The 20,346-nt window shown below is 60.3% G+C and carries 15 protein-coding genes and 1 pseudogene; 5 read left to right on the top strand and 11 right to left on the bottom strand.

Going from position 1 to position 20,346, the window contains the following annotated elements; all coding sequences use genetic code 11:
• Positions 1–83: 83 nt before the first annotated feature.
• The 6 genes from QWU43_RS02455 to dxr form a co-directional block, all read right to left on the bottom strand.
• A complete protein-coding gene (locus QWU43_RS02455) occupies positions 84–1,520 on the bottom strand; it encodes a cobyric acid synthase (RefSeq protein ID WP_370917042.1) in 1,437 nt (478 codons plus the stop codon).
• A 12-nt stretch (positions 1,521–1,532) separates the two neighbouring features.
• Positions 1,533–2,438 carry a type I methionyl aminopeptidase gene (gene map / locus QWU43_RS02450; protein WP_370914290.1) on the bottom strand — a complete coding sequence of 302 codons (906 nt, stop codon included), beginning with the start codon at positions 2,436–2,438 and terminating at the stop codon, positions 1,533–1,535.
• 93 nt (positions 2,439–2,531) lie between these two features.
• The gene (locus tag QWU43_RS02445; protein ID WP_370913931.1) at positions 2,532–4,478 is read right to left on the bottom strand and encodes a penicillin-binding transpeptidase domain-containing protein; all 1,947 of its coding nucleotides are present in this window, start codon (positions 4,476–4,478) and stop codon (positions 2,532–2,534) included.
• Positions 4,479–4,646: 168 nt separating this feature from the next.
• Complete coding sequence (gene ispG / locus QWU43_RS02440; RefSeq protein WP_370917199.1) at positions 4,647–5,789, bottom strand: flavodoxin-dependent (E)-4-hydroxy-3-methylbut-2-enyl-diphosphate synthase; 1,143 nt, start codon at positions 5,787–5,789, stop codon at positions 4,647–4,649.
• A gap of 156 nt (positions 5,790–5,945) precedes the next feature.
• The gene (locus tag QWU43_RS02435) at positions 5,946–7,136 is read right to left on the bottom strand and encodes an RIP metalloprotease (RefSeq protein WP_370914288.1); all 1,191 of its coding nucleotides are present in this window, start codon (positions 7,134–7,136) and stop codon (positions 5,946–5,948) included.
• Positions 7,137–7,254: 118 nt separating this feature from the next.
• Positions 7,255–8,424: a 1-deoxy-D-xylulose-5-phosphate reductoisomerase gene (gene dxr / locus QWU43_RS02430; protein ID WP_370914287.1), complete on the bottom strand. Its 1,170-nt coding sequence runs from the start codon at positions 8,422–8,424 to the stop codon at positions 7,255–7,257.
• 289 nt (positions 8,425–8,713) lie between these two features.
• Here dxr and QWU43_RS02425 point away from each other — a divergent pair, with 289 nt between their 5' ends.
• From QWU43_RS02425 to QWU43_RS02410, 4 genes and pseudogenes are all read left to right on the top strand, one after another.
• On the top strand, positions 8,714–9,148 hold the full coding sequence (locus tag QWU43_RS02425; protein WP_370913930.1) for a DUF2631 domain-containing protein: 435 nt from the start codon (positions 8,714–8,716) through the stop codon (positions 9,146–9,148).
• Positions 9,149–9,531: 383 nt separating this feature from the next.
• Entirely contained in the window at positions 9,532–10,515 is a 984-nt protein-coding gene (locus QWU43_RS02420) for an ABC transporter permease (protein WP_370917041.1), read from the top strand.
• Positions 10,515–11,580, top strand: a pseudogene (locus tag QWU43_RS02415) (ABC transporter permease). The gene QWU43_RS02420 and the pseudogene QWU43_RS02415 overlap by 1 nt, the downstream one beginning before the upstream one ends.
• Positions 11,577–13,481 (top strand): ABC transporter ATP-binding protein, encoded by a 1,905-nt coding sequence (locus QWU43_RS02410; protein WP_370917040.1) that lies wholly within the window; start codon positions 11,577–11,579, stop codon positions 13,479–13,481. The pseudogene QWU43_RS02415 and the gene QWU43_RS02410 overlap by 4 nt, the downstream one beginning before the upstream one ends.
• 107 nt (positions 13,482–13,588) lie before the next feature.
• Here the strand turns inward: QWU43_RS02410 and rlmN are convergent, their stop codons facing one another.
• Positions 13,589–14,686, bottom strand: a complete 1,098-nt coding sequence (rlmN, locus tag QWU43_RS02405; protein WP_370913926.1) for a 23S rRNA (adenine(2503)-C(2))-methyltransferase RlmN — start codon at positions 14,684–14,686, stop codon at positions 13,589–13,591.
• Positions 14,687–14,769: 83 nt separating this feature from the next.
• Between rlmN and QWU43_RS02400 the strand changes: the two genes are divergently transcribed.
• Entirely contained in the window at positions 14,770–15,126 is a 357-nt protein-coding gene (locus tag QWU43_RS02400; RefSeq protein WP_370913925.1) for a lipopolysaccharide assembly LapA domain-containing protein, read from the top strand.
• 86 nt (positions 15,127–15,212) lie between these two features.
• Here QWU43_RS02400 and QWU43_RS02395 read toward each other — a convergent pair whose 3' ends face one another.
• The 4 genes from QWU43_RS02395 to tsf form a co-directional block, all read right to left on the bottom strand.
• On the bottom strand, positions 15,213–16,268 hold the full coding sequence (locus QWU43_RS02395) for a phosphatidate cytidylyltransferase (protein WP_370913924.1): 1,056 nt from the start codon (positions 16,266–16,268) through the stop codon (positions 15,213–15,215).
• Between the two features lie 112 nt (positions 16,269–16,380).
• Complete coding sequence (frr, locus tag QWU43_RS02390; RefSeq protein ID WP_370913923.1) at positions 16,381–16,938, bottom strand: ribosome recycling factor; 558 nt, start codon at positions 16,936–16,938, stop codon at positions 16,381–16,383.
• Between the two features lie 141 nt (positions 16,939–17,079).
• Positions 17,080–17,811, bottom strand: coding sequence for a UMP kinase (gene pyrH, locus QWU43_RS02385; protein WP_370913922.1), 732 nt, complete (start codon positions 17,809–17,811; stop codon positions 17,080–17,082).
• 1,410 nt (positions 17,812–19,221) lie between these two features.
• On the bottom strand, positions 19,222–20,049 hold the full coding sequence (tsf, locus tag QWU43_RS02380) for a translation elongation factor Ts (protein ID WP_370913921.1): 828 nt from the start codon (positions 20,047–20,049) through the stop codon (positions 19,222–19,224).
• Positions 20,050–20,346 lie beyond the last annotated feature (297 nt).

The following is a 20,346-nucleotide window of genomic DNA, read 5'->3' as shown; positions in this document are numbered from 1 at the left end:
TTTCTTCGCTGCGCTCCCTACACTTCCCCCCGACTGTCGCCGTTGAGTCGACCCTTCTCCGCAGAGAGACGAGGGCTACCGGATCAACGGTGTGGAATGAGATCGTCCAGGTCGATTGCTTGTTCCACGGTGTCCGCGATGAGATCCAGTTGGTGGAGCCGTTCCCCGCCGAAGGAGGTGTCCGGGGCGAGAACGAACCGGGTCCGTCCGGCAGCCGTGGCGATGTCCCGGAGGAAGGCTCGGCGGTGTCCATCGTGTTCCAGGTGGCCGTGCCGGTGGGTGCCGAAGATGGCTCCTCGTCTGGCGCCTTCCTTGCCGATCCACGGCTGTTCGGTGGAACGCACGACCCTGCCGTGGTGAACCTCGTAGGCTCCATCGTCGTGCCGGATGAGGGTCTTGTCCGGGTGGAAGACGATGTCAGTGTCGAACACCCCGAGGCCCCGCACAGAGTCGGATGACCCAGATTCCACGGGGTCGGTGATACTGCGGCAAAGCATCTGGTAGCCACCGCAGATTCCCAGCACCGGCCGGTTCTCCGCTACGCGTGCAACGATGGCCTCGGCAATTCCGGTTCGCCGCAACCATGCGAGATCGTCGACGGTGGCGCGTGTTCCGGGGAGAATGACGAGGTCGGCGTCGACGATCTGGTCGGCGTCAGCGGACCAGACGACGCTCACCCCGGGTTCGCAGGCGAGCGCCTCAACATCGGTGGCGTTGGAGATGCGTGGCAGTCGGACGGCCGCGACCCGGAGGCGCTGCGTTCCCACTCCGGGCACGGAGGGGCCGACGCTCGCGCCGAGCGGTGACTGCAGGGAATCCTCGGCGTCGATCCACAGCCCCTTGATGAACGGCAGGACGCCGACGGTGGGGACACCTGTGAGTCGTTCCAATTCCTCGAGTCCCGGGTCCAGGATCGTCTGGTCCCCACGGAACTTGTTGATGATGAATCCACTGATCCGTGCACGATCCTCAGCGTCCACGATCTGGTGAGTTCCGTAGAGATGCGCGAGGACACCGCCACGATCGATGTCCCCGACGATGTAGACGGGCAGGTCACAGGCCTTTGCAAGACCAAAGTTGGCGACATCGGTGGCCCGCAGGTTGATCTCCGCAGGCGAGCCTGCACCCTCGCAGATTACGACGTCAAAACGCGCCCGCAGGTCATTCAGACACTCGGCTGCGATCTGCCGGAGGTGACTGCGGTGCTCGATGTAGGTCCGGGCGCTCACCGAACCTGTGGCGTGGCCTCGGACCACGAGTTGGCTCGAGTGGTCGCTGCCCGGTTTTAGGAGCACCGGGTTGAAGTCCACGTTCGGTTCCAGTCCGCACGCCGCAGCCTGGAGCGCCTGGGCGCGGCCGATCTCCCCGCCGTCGGGGCAGACAGCCGAATTATTCGACATGTTCTGTGCCTTGAACGGTGCGACGGACACTCCGCGTCGGGCCAGAGCACGGCAGATCCCCGCGACGATGACGGATTTCCCGGCGTCCGAGGTGGTTCCGGCAATGAGGATGGCGGACACGGTCGCACCGAATCAGATGTCGTGGCCGTAGGAGTCGATCTCGGCGTCGGGGATGGTCAGAATCTCCGGACCATCCTCGGTGATCACGAGAGTGTGCTCGAACTGGGCGGTGAACTTCCCGTCCCGGTTCGCCACGGTCCACCCGTCATCCCAGATGTCATAGGGCAGGTCACCGATGTTGATCATCGGCTCCACAGTCAACGTCATTCCCGTCTCGAGGATGGTGTGATCCTCGGGGTTGTCGTAGTGCACGACAACCAGACCATTGTGGAACGTCGGGCCAACACCATGTCCGGTGAAGTCACGGACAACGGAATACCCGAACCGCTTCGCGTAGGACTCGATGACCCGGCCAATCACGTTGATCTCGCGGCCCGCCTTCGCCGCCCTGATACCCCGCATCGTCGCGATGTAGGTACGCTCCACCAACAGACGGTGCTCCTCACTGACATCACCGGCGAAGAAGGTCCGGTTGGTGTCACCGTGGACACCATTTTTGTAGGCGGTGACGTCGATGTTCACGATGTCACCGTCCTGGACCACGGTCGAGTCCGGGATTCCGTGACAGACGATCTCGTTGAGCGACGTACAACATGATTTGGGGAAACCCCGGTAACCGAGGGTGGACGGGTACGCACCGTGGTCGCACATGTATTCGTGCGCGATACGGTCAAGTTCATCGGTGGTCACACCGGGCGCGACAGCCTGCCCTGCGATGGCGAGAGCGTTCGCGGCGATGCGACTGGCCTCGCGCATGGCCTCGATGGTCTCCGGAGTCTGTACGAGTGGCTCACCGCACGCTTCCCTGACTGTATCCTTCCAAACGTACTCCGGGCGCTCGATGTGCTTGGGCACCTTGCGGACGGGGCTTTGTTTTCCGGGGATCAGGCGTGCGCGTGCAGTAGACATGCCCACCATCGTAGCGCTGCCCACCGGCACCACGACGGACAGGTTACCGGTGCACCGAACTTTCCTGCGATTCCGCGTACTGACATCGTTCTTGAGCGGGGTCTAGAGGTACGGAGGAAGCATCGCCGCCGAAGCACCGTCAGACTGAGTCGGGGCAGCGTGCTCCGGAACCACTGACTCGGCCCCGGCAAGCGGGCGATTACGAACCTGCGGGCCGGGCGCATCCTTGGATGGCAGGAGCGATGGATCGTCAAGGGACCGGAAGAAGTGGTCTGTGATGGCCACCGATGTCTCCGATCCACCCCCACGGACCACGAGGGTGGCGAAGGCGATGTCATCATCACGGAATCCGGCGAACCACGCGTGCGAACCGTCGGCGGTCTCAGCTTCACCGGTTTTGCCGTGGATTGCTCCCCCAGCCTGCATCCCGCGGGCAGTACCGGTGAGGACGACCTGGCGCATCATGCGCTGAAGTCCCTCAATGGCGACTCGGGTGGGTGGATCGACGTGTTCACTGACGGTGGTTTCCCGTCCGTTGATGAGCACCGGAAGGGGGGTGCGTCCGGTGGCCGCGGTGGCCGCGACTAGTGCCATACCGAAGGGGCTGGCAAGGTCCTTGCCCTGGCCGAATCCAGCTTCGGTACGGTCGACCAGTTCATCACCATGCGGGATGGATCCGGTCACGGTACCGAGCCCCTCGATGGTGTAGTCGAGGCCGAGTCCGAACTGTTTACCGACCTGCTCAAGCTCCCCGGGTTTCAGCCGGGCGGAAATGTCCGCGAAGCTGGTGTTACAGGAGGCAGCGAATGCCCGCTCCAGCGGTACAGATCCCAGGGAGAAACCATTGTAGTTGGTGACGATACGATGTCCGATCTCCATCGCACCGGGGCACGGGACGATGCTGTCGGGTGTCAGCCCCTCATCCATCATCCCCGCGGATGCGGTGATGATCTTGAACGTCGATCCCGGCGGGTACTGCCCCATGAGAGCCACCGCACCTTCACGATCCGCCTCCGCAGTCTGGGCGATGGCCAGTATCTCACCTGTTGATGGACGCATTACCACCATCATCGCCTTCATGTCCGCACGAAGGTCAACCGCCGCCTGAGCGGCGCGCTGGGCATTGGTGTCGAGGCTTAAGCGTACCGCCGGAGCCGGTGTCGGCGCATGGGTCTCCAGAGTGTCAATCTGTGCACCGTAGGAGTTAACCACGGCGATCTGCCAACCCCGCTCACCGTCGAGGTCATCGTTGACGATTCTTTCGACCCGCGAGATGATGTCCGGCGCGAAACTCTTGTCGGTCCGAACCATCGCAGCCTCCCGGTTCACCGTGACGGCCTCAACGCCGTCGAGTGCCTCCATAACCTTCGGTCCTTCGATGGAGTTAACCAGGGACACAGAGTACATACCTTTGGCCTGGAGCAGGTGTGCAGCGAGTTCGTTCGCGTTGACGGCGGACACGCTGCGGTCCCTGTTGTGGGCCTCATCAAGTACACGGGCGACGGTCCGTGCGGTCTCATCAGGATCCCGTAGATTCTCCGTGTTGACGAGTACCCGGTAGCTCGTACCCGGCACCAGGAGCGCCACCCCGTCATTGCTTATCACCCGCGCACGCTCCGCATTGATCGCCCTGAGCTCGAGATGCTGGTTCGCTCCGAGCCTGGGGTGCAGGAGATTCGGTCGCCAGCGGACGAGCCATTTTCCCCCGACCATACTCAGGGACATCCGTGATGGATAGCTCAATTCCCGATCGCGAGGCAAGGACCAGTCGACGTTGAAGTTTACGGTGGCGGAGTTTTCTCCGGTGACGAGCTCGTTGAGCTGTACGCCCAATTGTACGGCCTGCAGGCCCTCAAAGGACTCCCGGAGCATTTCAGCGGCAACAGTGGGCGAATCGGTGAGTTCACCCGCCTCCTCGAAATCCCCGTCAGAGACCGCGCTGAAGAACGTTCTGACGGCATCATCCACAGGCGGTGGCTTCGGTGTGCAACCCACCAATCCCACGGCGCCCATCATGATCGCCGTGAACAGCGCCGATGTCTTCTTCATGGCGTTCAAGTTAGCAACCAGAAACGGGTTGCGATAGCAACCAAACGGTGCGGCGTGTCCGTACTTGCCAAGTTGTGACGGATGAGACTGATGGGACCACTGTCAGCGCCACTCCCCAGCATGCCGATACTCGGGAAAACGTCGACACGCATCGATCCCGTGTGAAGGTCAGCTCGTGACCTTCACTTCAGGGGATCCGCTGACACTACCTTCTTCGAGGCCCAACTCATCCGCAATTTTCATCGCCTCCTCAATCAGCGTCTCCACGATCTGCGACTCAGGTACAGTCTTGATGACCTCACCCTTGACGAAGATCTGCCCCTTACCATTTCCAGAGGCCACGCCGATATCCGCATCACGGGCTTCACCGGGGCCGTTGACGACACATCCCATGACCGCGACCCGTAGCGGGAACTCCATGCCGTCCAAAGCAGCGGTAACCTCCTCCGCGAGCTTGTACACGTCAACTTGGGCACGCCCACAGGAGGGACAGGACACGATCTCCAACTTGCGGGGCCGCAGATTCAGCGACTGGAGGATCATGTCACCGACCTTGATCTCCTCCTCCGGCGGCGCGGACAGCGACACCCGGATGGTGTCACCGATCCCCTCCGAAAGCAGCGCGGAAAAAGCCACCGCAGATTTGATCGTGCCCTGGAACATCGGGCCGGCCTCAGTCACACCGAGATGCAGGGGATAGTCACACTGGGCGGCAAGCTGCCGGTACGCCTCAACCATGATGACCGGGTCGTGGTGCTTGACCGAGATCTTGATATCCCCGAAACCGTGCTCCTCGAAAAGACTGGCCTCCCAGAGTGCCGACTCGACGAGAGCCTCCGGAGTGGCTTTGCCGTATTTCTCCATGATCCGCTTGTCCAATGAACCTGCATTGACACCGATACGGATGGGAATCCCCGCGGAACCTGCGGCGAGCGCAACCTCCTTGACCCGGCCATCGAATTCCTTGATGTTACCTGGGTTCACACGGACAGCCGCACAGCCGGCATCAATCGCCGCGAAGATGTACTTGGGCTGGAAGTGGATGTCGGCGATCACAGGAATCGGAGACTTCTTCGCGATGATTGGCAGTGCTTCAGCGTCGATCGGTTTCGGGCACGCCACGCGCACAATGTCGCAGCCCGTGGCTGTGAGCTGAGCGATCTGTTGCAGGGTGGCATTGATGTCGTGGGTCTTCGTGTTCGTCATCGACTGCACCGAAATCGGATGATCCGATCCGACACCAACGCCACCGACCATAAACTGCCTGGTCTTGCGCCTCGGGGCGAGCACCGGCGGCGGTGCCTCTGGCATGCCGAGTCCGATGGGGATAGTCACAGTGAAAATACTCCTTGTCACACACCGTCTGCAGGTCGGTGCTCATGGGTCAGATAAGGGTGGGTCGTCGGGGTCGATGGTAGCACCGGCCCGGGGAGGTGTCCGACCAAGCAAATCTCACCGGGTGATCCGTCAGCCGGGCAACCGAATCGGATTGACCACGTCGGCAGCGATGACGACCATCCCAACCGTCAGCAGGACAGCCGCCACGGCATAGGTCAACGGCATCAGTCCACGGTAGTCCGCCGGCCCCCCAGGAGGGAGCCCACGAAGGCGAAGAATGCTATCTCGGAGCTTCTCCCACAGGACAACAGCGATATGCCCACCGTCAAGTGGCGGCAGGGGAACGACATTGAACAGCGCAAGGAAGAAATTCAGACTGGCGAGCATCATCAGGAATGTTGCCCATTCGCTACGTTCCGCAAGTTCACCACCAAGCCGGGTCGCCCCCACGACACTGACGGGCGAATCCTGGGCACGTTCGCCCCCCACCACGGCCGCAGCAACACCGGGGATCTTCGACGGGAATGACTTCAACCCCTCAAAGGTTCCGGAGAACATCAACCCCGCGAACCGGAGTGAAGCACCGACTCCTTCGACCGGACCGTAGCTGCGGAAAACGTTTGTCACCGGGGCACGGGAAACGCCGATGGCACCGACGGCAACGTTCTCACCGGCGGCGTTGATCCGTGTGACCTCAGCTACAGTGAGCACCACCTCACGTGTCCCCCCATCTCGCTCGACAGTGAGCTTCACCGTCTCACCGGGACGAGCCATGAGGGTCTCCCGTAACTGGATGAAGTTGTGCATACGAATACCGTCGACGGCGACGATCCGGTCGCCCGTGACGATCCCCGCCTCCGCGGCAGGCCCGGTACCAAAACAAGGCGCAAGAGTTCCGTCCGCATTTTGAGTAGGTGCGACACAGGCGGTCCCGTCAACCGTCGGGGTGAGATCCACATCCGGATCCGGGATACCCGCACTGATAGCGACGGTGTAGATGAGGATGAGCCCGACGAAGAGGTTCATCACCACACCACCGGCGAGCACGGCGATACGCTGCCATGCGGGACGCCGCCACATCGCGAGCGGTTCTTCCTCGGGTGTCAGCGAATCGTTCGCCGTCATCCCAGCGATGTCGCAGAAACCACCAAGCGGCACAGCCTTGAGACCGTAGGTGGTGTGCCCCCGCTTGAACTGAGCGATGGTCGGCCCGAAGCCGATGAAGTAGCGCCGGACCCGCATACCGAACATCCGGGCGACCCCCATGTGGCCAGCCTCGTGCAGTGCGATGGTCAACGCGATACCAAGGGCGAAAAGCATGACGCCCAGCAGATAACCCACGGTGAGGTCACTCCCCTTGCATGTCTGTCAATGTATCCCGGTTTCCGGGATGGATGGCCTGTCCGGCGGGCTCAAGTCTCGCACACCCTCGCCCGGTTCACCGTTTTTCGAGGATGAGCGCCCCCGCCAGACGCCGGGCGTGTGCCTCCACGGCGAGTACCTCGGCCACAGTGTCGGCGGGGCAGGCGAATTCTGATGCCCGGTCAAGAACCTCAGACACAGTATCGACGATCTCCGGGAAGCGAATATCGCCAGCGAGGAATGCGGCGACAGCCTCCTCATTGGCGGCGTTGTAGACAGCGGGCCAGGTCCCTGCGGCTTCAGCAACCTGCGCCGCAAGCCGGACAGCGGGGAAAGCGGCATGGTCAACCGGTTCAAAATTCCAGGAGAACGCGCCAGAGAAATCCAGCGCTACCTGCGCATGCGGCACGCGTCTGGGCCAGTCCAGAGCCATGGAGATCGGGAGCTTCATCGACGGTGGGGACGCCTGCGCGATAGTCGCCCCATCGACAAAGGTCACCATCGAGTGCACGATCGACTGCGGGTGAACGACGACGTCGATCCGGTCACCGGGAATGCCGAAAAGCAACGACGCCTCGATGAATTCGAGCCCCTTATTCACCAGAGTTGCGGAGTTCAGGGTATTCATCTGCCCCATGGACCACGTCGGATGAGCCGCCGCCTGCCGCGGGGTGACACTCATCATCCGTTCACGGGACCATCCACGGAACGGTCCTCCGGACGCGGTGAGAACGAGCCTGGACACCTCGTACCCGCTCCCCGACATCAGGCACTGCGCCATGGCGGAATGCTCGGAATCAACGGGAACAAGCTGGCCAGGTTTCGCGGCACGAAGAACGAGATCACCTCCCGCGACCAGAGATTCCTTGTTGGCCAGGGCAAGGACTGCACCGGATTCCAGTGTCGCGAGTGTCGCCGCCAACCCCATCGACCCGACGAGTGCGTTGAGAACAGTGTCCGCCTCCACATCACCAACCAGCTCCCGTGCCGCGTCCGCGCCACTGATCACCGGGCCTCCGAGTTCACGGGAAACCTCGGCAGCGGCGGTGATATCCGCCACCGCCACCCGGCCCGGGGCGAGACGCAGGTTCCGTGCCTGCGCGATGATCTGCGCGGGATCGGAACCTCCGGCGGCGATTCCAACAACCTCAAAAGCGCCGGGGTTGTCATTGATGACCTCGATGGCCTGGGTTCCGATGGAACCCGTACTTCCCAGAATAAGAACGCGTTTGCTCACCTGCCCCATTGTTCCATTGATCACGCTGATTACGCTCGGAGGGACGCCCGGGGCTCAGATATCGCCCCCCCCCCAACCTTTTACTACACCCGAAAGGGGCGATGTTGCGTGTCGCCATTCACGCAAAGTTCCCCGAAACCGCGTAGAAACCATGTTTCTGAGCCGATTTTTCCCCGTATTTGTCACTTCCCGCCGCCAGACTAGTGGGTTCAGGTCGCTGTCAGTGACACGATATGAGATGATGGCGTCAACAGAATGCGATTTCGGTACGTGTGCTTTATCCCATAAGGAGTTTGACGTGTCTGGTTCCGACCACAACGTTCCCCAGATCCACAACGGAGTGTCGACCCTCGACGAGCCCTCGGCTGCCTGGGGCTGGCACGGTCTGAGCCGTAACGCCATCCAGATCTCCGGCTGGATCTCGGTGGCTTTCCTCCTCGCCTACCACTTCGGTAATCACACCGGCCACGTCGAAACCATCTGGCTGTTCACCATCACAGGGTTGCTGGTCATCGGTCTTCTGATCAACCTGTTCCAGCCCAAACTCAACCAGGTCCGCACGGTAACCGCCCGCAACAAACCGATCGGACATGTCGAACCCGACTGGGCACACGATCAGCACAACCTCACCGGCGCTTACGCTGAGCTGACCGATTCGCAACTGCGGTCCCTGAACATCGATCCGGCTACCATCCCCGGCCGCTCCTCCGGTAGACACGCCATCGACACCTAGACGCTCTCGACGACTCTGATAAAACCGCGATCCGTAGCCCGGATCGCGGTTTTTTCGTATCCCCATATCTTTCGAAGTCGCGTGACGCTTGCATCAAATCCGCAGTACCATCAGTTTTCTACCCCCACCATTACAGCTTGATATCTATCAGATAAAACCCTTTTAACTGCATATTCACGACAGTTGAGGCCTTTTTGGATGGATTGATATGATGATTTTTCACCCCCACTGCCGAACACTTGCAACGTGATGTTCACTTCCCTGTAACCGACCCTATATTGTGGCGTCAGACACACCATGACAGTCCACCACCCGATTCACCCTCTCATCGGAACAACACCCCTGCCGCCGAAACGGGTGACGTCGAACAAGGAACTCCTCACATGATCAAGTACCTGCTGAAGAAGACCGTGAGCTGGATCGGCATGATCTTCATCGCCGTCAACATCACCTACTTCCTGGCATCCGGGTTCCTGAACCCCCGATCCAACTATGCGGAACGCCGCCCCCCTGTTCCGGAAGAGCGCGTCGATGCGATCCTCACCCCGTTAAATCTCAACGACAAAACACCCATTCTGGAACGATGGTGGACGTGGCTCACCGACATCCTGCTCCACTGGAACTGGGGTTCATCCCCCATCGGAGACGCCGTCAATGAGCAGATCGCCTACCGCGTGTGGGTGTCCGCGCGTCTGATGCTGCTGGCAACCGCACTCTCGGTGATCATCGGAATCTCCATCGGCGTGTACACCGCCTCACGCCAGTACAAGACCGGTGACCGGTTCTGGCAATTCACCTCGATCTTCACGATGAACATCCATATCGTCGTCGCTTCCCTGATCGTCGTCTGGGCCGCGATCAAGATCAACCACATGGCGGGTGACAACATCTTCTACGTCACCGGTTCCTCATCAATCGGTGTGGAAGGCTTCTGGCCTTCACTCATAGATCTCGCGCAGCACCTTGTCCTCCCGACGGTCTCCCTGGTGATCATCTCCTACGCCGGCTACCACTTCCTCCAGCGCTCATTACTCCTGGACAACATCAACGCCGACTACGTCCGCACCGCACGGGCGAAAGGTCTCACCCGTGGGCAAGCAGTCCGTCGACACGCTCTGCGCACATCAATCATTCCGGTTGCAACAACCGTCGCATTCTCCATCCCGGGGATTTTCACGGGAGCCGTCATGACGGAGACGATCTTCGGATGGCAAGGCATGGGCCAGTACTTCATCCAGACGATCTCCAGAAATGACGTTCACGGCGTTGTCGCCGTCGCCGCGTTCGGCGCCGCAATGACCGCGATCGGCGCCATCCTGTCCGATGTCTTCGTGGTCTTCCTCGATCCCCGAGTGAGGGTGAGCTGATGTACAAGAAATATCGCAACAACGGAAACGACGAGACCGAGAACCTCGGTGGTAGCGTCGGCCCCACCGCTGACATGACCATCTCATCCCAACCTTTCGCTCAATCGGCGACAATCGCCGAGGCACAGGCCGACGGCGAGGAACACCATCCACGACTCAAGGGACTGGATCCCGATGTACCTGCCGGAACCACGCCCGGCAGCACTAAGCCGATGAGCAAGACCAGGCTCTACGTCCGGCGGTTCGCCCGTAACAAGATGGCCGTGATCGGACTGATCATCTTCGTCGGACTCGTGTTCCTGGCTGTCATCGGCCCCTTCACCACGAACTGGGCCTATGACGACCCAGATTTCCTCGCGCTGTCGACACCCCCCCAGTTCCGAACATTGGTTCGGGACAAACTCATCGGGCAACGATCTTTATGCGATGACGGTCCACGGCCTCGGCCGCTCCCTGACCATCGCTCTCCTGGTCTCCATCGGCACAACGATCATCTCCGCGTTCGTCGGAACTGCGGCGGCGTTATTCGGTGGCAATGCAGAAAAGGCCATCCTCGGGCTGATTCACTTTCTCCTGGTCATCCCCTCTTTCCTGGTCATCGCGCTCTTGGTCTCCGGATCCGGTGGGGACTGGAAACTGCTCACCATCGTCCTGATCGCATTCGGCTGGACGTACTTCGCCCGGGTGATCTGGTCCATGGCACTGTCACTGCGTGAACGTGAATACGTCCGTGCCGCCCGCTACATGGGTGTGAGCTCGGGCCGGATCATCATCCGCCACATGATCCCGAACATCGGCTCACTCCTCATCATCAACCTCACCCTCGGTGTCGTGTCCACCGTCATGAGCGAAACCGGCCTTTCCTTCCTCGGACTCGGTGTGAAGATCCCCGATGTGTCACTCGGCACGTTACTGTCCACGGGCGCCAACGCCCTCGAATCATCTCCGTGGGAGTTCTATTTCCCAGCAGCCGTCCTCTCCATGCTCACCGTCTCCATGGCGTTCATCGCCGACGGTCTACGTGACGCCCTCGACCCCAACTCCGCCGCAGGAGGCACCGCATGAGTCAGTCCCCCGTACTCACCGTCCGCGATCTCAGCGTCTCCTTCCCCTCCGAGGCCGGAACAGTCGAGGCTGTCCGTGGCGTCGATTTCGATCTGTACCCGGGAAAAACACTCGGTATCGTCGGCGAATCAGGGTCGGGAAAGTCCGTCACCTCCATGGCGGTCATGGGACTGCTTCCGACATACGCCGCGATCAGTGGTTCCGTCCGTCTCGATGATCGGGAGATCCTGGGTCTGTCCGATGCGAAGATGTCCAAGATCCGGGGCAACGACATCGGCATGATCTTCCAGGATCCGCTCTCAGCACTAACCCCCGTCTTCGACATCGGAACTCAGATCGTCGAGGCCATCCAGGCACACCGTGACCTGCCGAGAAAGAAAGCCTGGGCGGAAGCCGTGGAACTCCTTGATCTCGTCGGAATACCTGATCCCGCTGCCCGGGCCAAAGCGTTTCCCCACGAGTTCTCCGGTGGCATGCGGCAGCGTGTGGTCATCGCCATCGCAATCGCCAACAAACCCAAGGTGCTCATCGCGGATGAGCCGACCACAGCCCTGGACGTGACGATCCAGGCTCAGATCCTTGACCTCATCAAACTCGCGCAGAAGGAAACCAACGCCGCGACAATCATGATCACCCACGACATGGGTGTCGTGGCAGGAACCGCAGATGATGTCCTCGTGATGTACGCCGGAAGACCGGTGGAAAAAACCGACGTCCACACACTCTTCGACAACCCGAAGATGCCCTACACCGTCGGCCTCCTCGGTTCCATACCGTCCCTCGTCGCCACCGAGAAGACCGCGCTGACGACTATCGAGGGCTCACCGCCAGTGGTGGTCAACCTCCCCGATGCCTGCACATTCGCACCACGCTGCCCCATCGCGATACCAGCCTGCCTCGACCGCGAACCGGTCCTCACTGAAGTAAGTCCAGGCCAGCACGCCGCCTGCATTCGCAGTTCCCACATCTCCGAACGAACCCTGGACGGAGAAACAATCTTCCCGGTGCCACCCCGCCCGGAGGAGATTCTGGGCGACGTCCCGAGGGAGGAACGAAAAACGGTTCTCGAGGTCAAGAACCTCGTCAAAACCTATCCTCTGATGAAGGGCGCACTGCTCAAGCGCCGGGTCGGCTGGGTTGAGGCCGTCAAGGGACTCACCTTCGACATCAAAGCCGGCGAATGTTTCGCGGTCGTCGGAGAATCCGGTTGCGGTAAGACCACGACACTGCTCGAGTTGATGGAACTGAACCCAAACGAAGAAACCACCATCATCCTCAACGGCACAGACACCTCAAAGATCTCCCGCCGTGAACGACGGCTCCTGCGCAAGGACATCCAGATCGTCTTCCAGGATCCGATGGGTGCCCTCGATCCACGACTCACCGTCTCCGAGATTCTCAGGGAACCCCTCGACGCCCTCGGCTGGGATGGCGACAAGGATGATCGGGTCTCCGAACTCATGTCTCTCGTCGGACTCAACCCGGAACACGTCGACCGATTCCCAGGTCACTTCTCCGGCGGCCAACGGCAACGTATCAGTCTCGCCCGGGCACTCGCGGCAAACCCCAGTCTCATCGTACTGGATGAGCCCGTCTCCGCTCTCGATGTCTCCATCCAGGCTGGCATGCTCAACCTTCTTGATGAGCTCAAAGCCCGACTCGGAATCTCCTATCTTTTCGTCGCACATGACCTGTCCGTCATCCGGCACATCTCCGACAGAGCCGCCGTGATGTACAAGGGGACCTTCGTCGAGCACGGCCCGACCGATGAACTCTTCGACAACCCCCAGCACCCCTACACACAGGCGCTCATGTCGGCTATTCCCATTCCTGATCCCACAATTGAGCGCAACCGGACCCGTATCAAACTCGACGAGGCCTACTCACAGATCACCACGTAACCGGCCCCTAAATCACACAGCGAATAAAACGGGAGGCGGGGTCTCGGAGCGGAGCAACCCGCTCCACAGGCCGACCGATCTCCCACGCTACGTGTTCAGAACAGCCCTCAGCGTTCTTCCGCAGCCAACTGACCACACGCGGCGGCGATCTCCTGGCCCCGGGTATCACGGACAGTGCAGGCGACCCCCTGTGCCACGACCCGACGCACGAACTCCGCCTGCCGATCCTTCGGGGACGCGTCCCACTTCGACCCCGGAGTGGGATTCAACGGAATCAGATTCACATGGACCCTGGCCCCCAGAGCGTTGCGGAGCTTTTTTCCGAGCATGTCCGCTCGCCAGTCCTGATCGTTGATGTCCCGGATTAACGCGTACTCGATGGAAACCCGCCGTCCCGTCTGGTCCGCGTAATAACGCGCAGCATCCAAGACTTCGTCGACGGACCACCGGTTGTTCACCGGAACGAGAGAGTCTCGCAGCTCATCATCTGGCGTGTGCAGGGACACGGCGAGGGTGACCGACAGTCCCTCATCCGCGAGTCTGCGGATCGCGGGAGCGAGTCCCACCGTGGACACCGTGACGTTTCGCTGGGAGATACCGAAACCGCGCGGGTTCGGTTCCGTAATTTGTTTCACCGCGTGCACCACACGCTTGTAGTTGGCCAACGGCTCCCCCATACCCATGAAAACGACGTTAGACAATCTGCGCCCCTCATCGCGCATGGTGGCGGCTGCAGCCCGTACCTGATCCACGATCTCACCGGTGGAGAGGTTGCGGTCCAGCCCTCCCTGCCCCGTGGCACAGAACGGACACGCCATACCGCATCCCGCCTGGGACGAGATGCACAACGTAGCTCGATCCGGGTAGCGCATCAGTACGGATTCGAGAAGTGTGCCGTCATGCAGTCGCCAAAGCGTTTTACTGGTCTGCCCTTCATCACAACTGATGCTCCGAATGCAGGTCATCATATCGGGGAACAACGCATCCCGGACCGTGTCACGTTGCGCTGCCGGGAGGTCCGTCATCGTACGCGGATCCGCTTCCAACCGGCCATAGTAGTGGCGGGCGAGCTGGTCGGCACGGAATCGCGGTAACCCGAGGTCGGAGAGGGCAGCGATGCGACGTTCTCCATCGAGATCAGCGAAATGGGTGGGCGGCATACCCCTTTTGGGGGCCGCGAAAACCAGGGGTAATTCCTTTGTCATAGTTCCCCCATCATTGCACGACAGACAACGATTCATGGAACCGGTGGGTTGTGTATCCCACCGTAAAGCCGTTGAATGGGGTCATGACCCGAAACACAGAGGCCTCCGACGCCGACTCCACGGAACTGACATCTGACGCTCCCACCCCAGTTACCGGATACCCGGCCAACGATGTTCCAGCAACCCAAAACACGAAAGCCCGCACGGTCGCCGGTAGCACTTGGGTCGCCTTGATCATCGGAGCACTACTGCTGATCCTGCTGCTCGTCTTCATCATGCAGAACCAGCAGCACGTCGATCTCACTCTCTTCGCCTGGGAGTTCAGTGTTCCCGCGGGTGTCGGGGTTCTACTCGCAGTGATCACCGGAGCATTGATCATGGCTCTCGTGGGAGGCATGCGGATGCTCGAACTCCGACGGGAACTGAAGAAGTACCGCTGAACAGTATCCCTGACAGATGAGGGTCCCGTTCCGGCTCTCTTGTCCGGAACGGGACCCTCTCATGCTCCTGCTTCTTCGTCTCTGGATCAGGTCTGAAGGAAACTCAGAACCAACCAGGTGACCATCGCTGACGGTAGTAAACCGTCCAGCCGGTCCATCAGGCCACCGTGTCCGGGGAGAAGAGTTGACATGTCCTTGATACCGAGTTCCCGCTTGAACTGGCTCTCCACCAGATCACCGAGTGTCGCACACACGACGAGGCCGGGCCCCAGGATCAGGCCCCGCCACCAGATATCATCGAGAAGGAAGTGCACGAGGAGAACACCGGACACCGTTCCGAGCAGCATGGAGCCAGCGAACCCCTCCCATGACTTCTTCGGACTGACGGCAGGCGCCATCGGATGAGCACCGAAGATGACTCCGAAGACGAAACCACCGATGTCCGAGGCAATCACGCACACCATGAAGGTGACGATGAACATCTGCCCCGGCACGCCTTCCCGATTGATCAGTGAAAGCATCGCCGCGAACGACGCGAACAGCGGTATCCAGGTCAGTACAAAGATCCCGAGCGAGGTATCACGGAGATAGTTCTGGGGAGCGGTATTCGGTCCATGATGGAAAAGACGCCCGAACATGAGCGCAAGTACACTCACCACGAAGCCAGCCACCAGGCCTTTCGTCCCGAACGGCCACGATAACCAGAGCATCATCTGTCCACCGGCAAAGAGAATCACCCTGGGGATGACATAACCCTTTTCCTTCAACCGGGAATGCACTTCCCAGGTGGCGACACCAACCGCAGCGGCAACGGCCGGATACCAGCCGAACGGGACGACGAAGATCATCAGCAGAACGATCGTTCCGAGTCCGACACCGACTCCGATGGCTTTCTTCAGGTCCCGCCCGGCGGAATTACGGGGTTTCGGGAGATGGTCGAGGCCGAGGGCACGCAATGATTCAGCAACATCGGCGCTTCCTCCGCGCAGACCACCGGAGAACAGTCCGCGTACCGGGTCGTCGGAGTCGGTACTCTCCGTATCGGCAATCACAGCACCGTCGAGTACCGACGGATCGGGAAGCCCCGCGTAGTGGGCTGTCGAATCATCGCGATTCTGGGGCGTGGTGTGGTTTTCAGACATGACAGATCCGCAGCGGAGGTCTCCCGGCTAATGCCTGATAAAAGCCCTCGAAGCACGCCCTCGGGGCTTCGGCACGCACGGGAAACTGTCTACCGGATTCGATGGTGGCCATCTAGACCTCCATCAACTCCTTCTCCTTCTTCTCCACAAGCTCATCGACCTGCGCAACATACTTCTGGGTCGTCTTGTCCAATTCCTTCTCTGCGGCGATCACCTCATCCTCGCCCGCATCTCCGTCCTTCTGGATCTTCTTCAGAATCTCCATATGCTTACGACGCACATTGCGGATGGCGATCTTCGCGTCCTCACCCTTCGATTTGGCCAACTTGACCATGTCCCGACGGCGTTCCTCGGTGAGCTGAGGAACAGTGACACGCAGTACCTGACCGTCATTCGTCGGATTAACACCGAGATCGGAGTTGCGGATCGCATTTTCGATCACGTTCATCACGTTCTGCTCGTAGGGGCGGATGATGAGCATCCGTGGCTCCGGCACCGAGATCGTCGCCATCTGCGTGATCGGGGTCGGTACACCGTAATACTCTGCGACGATACCGTTAAACATGCCTGGGTTAGCTCGACCTGTCCGGATGGTGGTGAGATCCTCTCGGGCGTGCTCGACAGAATTGGTCATTCGTTCCTCAGCTTCGAGGAGAGTGTCATCGATCATGATTGTTCGCTTGTTCCTTCGGACTCGGCCGACCGACGCCTCCCCCAGTACCACGTGTATCAGCGGAGCATTGTCGTGGCCAGGGCAGACAGCGGAATGGGGCTGGACTGGTTTGGTTTTCTATTTCTCCCGATTAATCTATCAGGACTGCACGAGGGTTCCGATGCCCTCGCCGGTGACGGCGCGTGCGATATTTCCCTCAGTGAGCAGATTGAACACCAAAATCGGCATATTGTTGTCCATGCACAGGGAGAACGCGGTAGCGTCCGCGACCTTCAACCCCTTCTCGATGCAGTCCCGGGGGGTGATCTGATCGAAAAGCTGGGCATCGGGATTCGTCCTGGGATCAGAATCGTAGACACCATCGACGCCCTTCGCCATAAGCAACACCTCACAGTCGATCTCCAGGGCACGCTGCGCGGCCGTCGTATCCGTCGAGAAGTAAGGCATACCCATCCCGGCACCGAAGATGACGACACGTCCCTTCTCCAGATGACGCTTTGCCCGCAGCGGAAGGTACGGCTCCGCGACCTGGGCCATGTTGATCGCGGTCTGAACACGGCAGTCAATACCGAGCTGAACGAGGAAATCCTGGAGCGCGAGGCAGTTCATCACGGTGCCGAGCATGCCCATGTAGTCCGAGCGGGCACGGTCCATGCCACGCTGCTGAAGCTGCGCGCCACGGAAGAAGTTTCCCCCACCGATGACAACCGCAACCTCGGTTCCATTGTTGACCACCGCAGCGATCTGACGGGCGACATTCTCCACCACATCCGGGTCAATGCCGACCTTGCCTCCGCCGAACATCTCCCCCCCGAGCTTCAACATCACCCGTTTGAATCCCTGGCGTTTGGTGCTCGCTTCATCGGCCATGCCGCAGTGTCCTTCCATTGTGGATCTCGTGGTTTGATCGCGGTTCTACATATCTTCGGTGTCTTCCTCTACCATCAGGCGATCTTACCCGAGTCCCGGATCACCTCCCGATGGCACAGCCAAATGGCACTGTCACTCGTGGATCTCACACGTCCTCGGCTCAGGGCTAGCGAGACAAAAGCGGGCGACCCGAGCCATAGGAAAATTTCAGCAACCCATTATTTTTTCCCAACAGAACTATCTAAGGCAAGGTTGGTCTGTACCCGACCTAAAGGAACATTGCATGAGGCCCCTATACCCACCGGGACCGGAAAGGGGACATCATCGCCGAGTTTGTCACGGACCTTCCATCTCTCCCGCCGCTACCGCCGTTGACACCGCAGTTGGTTCAGATTCTCGGCGCACTCGGAGTCGGACTGTCATAAGCCTAATCGCCATGATCTTCGGCACGGACAACCGGCGAAGAATCCGCTAACCAGACCCCGTAACCTGAACGCGGTGCAACCCGGAAACCGACGCCCAAACCCCAACCGAAACGCACGTCGAAAATCATCGCGAACGTTCGGCTCATTTCTGGACAGCAACTCACTTCAGAGAACGGCGTATATTTCGCCGCGATGTAGAGCGACGGCAATTTCGTGATCCGGCACACCAGGGATCTGGGTGACAGGAACCTAAAAAGTCGCCGGAAACGATGCGTACATGCGTATGCAGAAGGACGGGAACCTCATGTTCTACTGCCAGTGGCAGAGCACCGTCTGCATCGAACACCGCAAACACAGTGGCCCGTATTCTGGAACGCGGCAACGACGGTGTTCTCCGGGGCAAAGGAGAGAACGGCCATGTCTTCTGGATGCATCCGGAGCACAAAACAGACACTTCCACCAAAACAAGCAAAGCGATGGACCGTCTGACCTCTCAAACACGGGGCAAGCAGGACAATCACTGCGCGAACCAGTGCGTAGCCCTCTTCAACCACTACAACGAGAACATCCTCGGACATCGTTTCATTCCCGCGTACTACGCCAGGGATCTGTACGCGGCCGCCCCCCCCCCGGGGCGCACTGGGAGAAACTGCCTGCGAATGCGAAGCCACGCCGCGGTGATGTCGCTGTCTGGGGCCGAGGCTGGCCGTGGGCCCCAGAGGCAGGCCACGTGGCCATGGTCACCTCAGACAGTGGCTCGCATGTCAAGGTGTGGACCCAGAACCCCGGAGCCGCGCACGAAGCAAAATTCACCAAATCCCATCTCATTGGCTATCTGAGGCCCAAGCTCTGATCACTGTCCTCAGGTAACCACGATGGCGGAACCACCATCTAAGTTGTTCCGCCACAGACAGAACACCGGAAGCGCCCTCCCCGTTCATGGAGAGGGCGCTTCCGGTGTTTCTATCCCGAAAAAGAGCTAGGCCTAGTGCTGGCCGACCTCGTAACGGACGAACCCGCTGAGGGTGACACCGGCCTCTTCCATGATGGCTTTGACGGTCTTCTTGTTGTCCGTCACAGAAGCCTGCTCGTTGAGGCAGACATCCTTGAAGAAACCGTTGAGACGCCCTTCGACGATCTTGGGCAGGGCCTTCTCCGGCTTGCCCTCCTCACGGGAGATGGTCTCCGCGATGTTACGCTCCTTCTCCACGATCTCGGCGGGGACGTCATCCCGGTTGAGGTAGCTTGCCTTCATCGCGGCGACCTGCATCGCTGCCACTCGGGCAGCTTCAGCAGCCTGCTCGCCTTCACCCGTGTAGGCCACGAGCACACCGACTGACGGGGGCAGGTCGGCGGCACGGTGGTGCAGGTAAACAGCTACGTTGTCACCCTCGACGGTGACTGCGCGACGCAGTTCCAACTTCTCGCCGATCTTGGCGGAGAGCTGCTGGATCGCTTCTTCGGCAGTAGCACCATCGACCGGTGCGTTCTTCAGATCCTCCGGGGAATTCGCCTTCACGGAGGCGGCCGCCTCGGCGATCTTCGCGGCAAAAGCCTTGAACTCGTCATTCTTGGCGACGAAGTCAGTCTCGGAGTTGATCTCGACCATGGTGTTCCCGGAGACGGCGATCAAGCCCTCAGCGGCGGTGCGCTCAGCGCGCTTACCGACATCCTTCGCACCCTTGATACGCAGGAACTCAATGGCCTTGTCGAAGTCGCCGTCATGCTCGGCCAGTGCCTTCTTACAGGCCATCATGCCGGAACCCGTGATATCACGGAGCTTCTTTACGTCTGCAGCAGTGTAGTTCGCCATTAGGGGGCGATCCTCCTTGTTGGGTTATTAAAACAGAAATCTGTGCGTGGGATACGTCGTCGACGAGCCTAGCCGGACAGCAAAACCGTGGGAACCGGTTGCCAGACATCCTCGACGCCCGGAATCCTCCCGGATACCGAGTGTGTCCGATCTCATCCGGGCCTGCAGGGTACCCGCAGATCCGGGGGTACCCTTGCGACACGAAACCCCCGCGCCTTGATCCTCCCCGGCCCCCATCCACTGACCGTGGATGGTTGGTGGTGTGGTGGCTGGGTCGCGGCGAGGGGGTGTGAGATC

Origin of the sequence: Corynebacterium sp. CCM 9204, from assembly GCF_041357695.1 — a bacterium.
Taxonomy (GTDB): domain Bacteria; phylum Actinomycetota; class Actinomycetes; order Mycobacteriales; family Mycobacteriaceae; genus Corynebacterium.
Note: the sequence above shows the minus strand (reverse complement) of the source record. Positions and strands in the feature narration are given on the sequence as shown.

Bases quoted from the DNA above. Each gene is read 5' to 3' on its own strand.
- QWU43_RS02420 (WP_370917041.1), top strand. From the start codon at position 9,532: ATGATCAAGTACCTGCTGAAGAAGACCGTGAGCTGGATCGGCATGATC.
- tsf (WP_370913921.1), bottom strand. From the start codon at position 20,049: ATGGCGAACTACACTGCTGCAGACGTAAAGAAGCTCCGTGATATCACG.
- QWU43_RS02395 (WP_370913924.1), bottom strand. From the start codon at position 16,268: ATGTCTGAAAACCACACCACGCCCCAGAATCGCGATGATTCGACAGCC.
- QWU43_RS02410 (WP_370917040.1), top strand. From the start codon at position 11,577: ATGAGTCAGTCCCCCGTACTCACCGTCCGCGATCTCAGCGTCTCCTTC.
- pyrH (WP_370913922.1), bottom strand. From the start codon at position 17,811: ATGGCCGATGAAGCGAGCACCAAACGCCAGGGATTCAAACGGGTGATG.
- QWU43_RS02400 (WP_370913925.1), top strand. From the start codon at position 14,770: ATGACCCGAAACACAGAGGCCTCCGACGCCGACTCCACGGAACTGACA.
- QWU43_RS02435 (WP_370914288.1), bottom strand. From the start codon at position 7,136: ATGCTTTTCGCCCTTGGTATCGCGTTGACCATCGCACTGCACGAGGCT.
- dxr (WP_370914287.1), bottom strand. From the start codon at position 8,424: ATGGGGCAGGTGAGCAAACGCGTTCTTATTCTGGGAAGTACGGGTTCC.
- rlmN (WP_370913926.1), bottom strand. From the start codon at position 14,686: ATGACAAAGGAATTACCCCTGGTTTTCGCGGCCCCCAAAAGGGGTATG.
- ispG (WP_370917199.1), bottom strand. From the start codon at position 5,789: ATGCCAGAGGCACCGCCGCCGGTGCTCGCCCCGAGGCGCAAGACCAGG.
- QWU43_RS02445 (WP_370913931.1), bottom strand. From the start codon at position 4,478: ATGAAGAAGACATCGGCGCTGTTCACGGCGATCATGATGGGCGCCGTG.
- frr (WP_370913923.1), bottom strand. From the start codon at position 16,938: ATGATCGATGACACTCTCCTCGAAGCTGAGGAACGAATGACCAATTCT.
- map (WP_370914290.1), bottom strand. From the start codon at position 2,438: ATGGTGGGCATGTCTACTGCACGCGCACGCCTGATCCCCGGAAAACAA.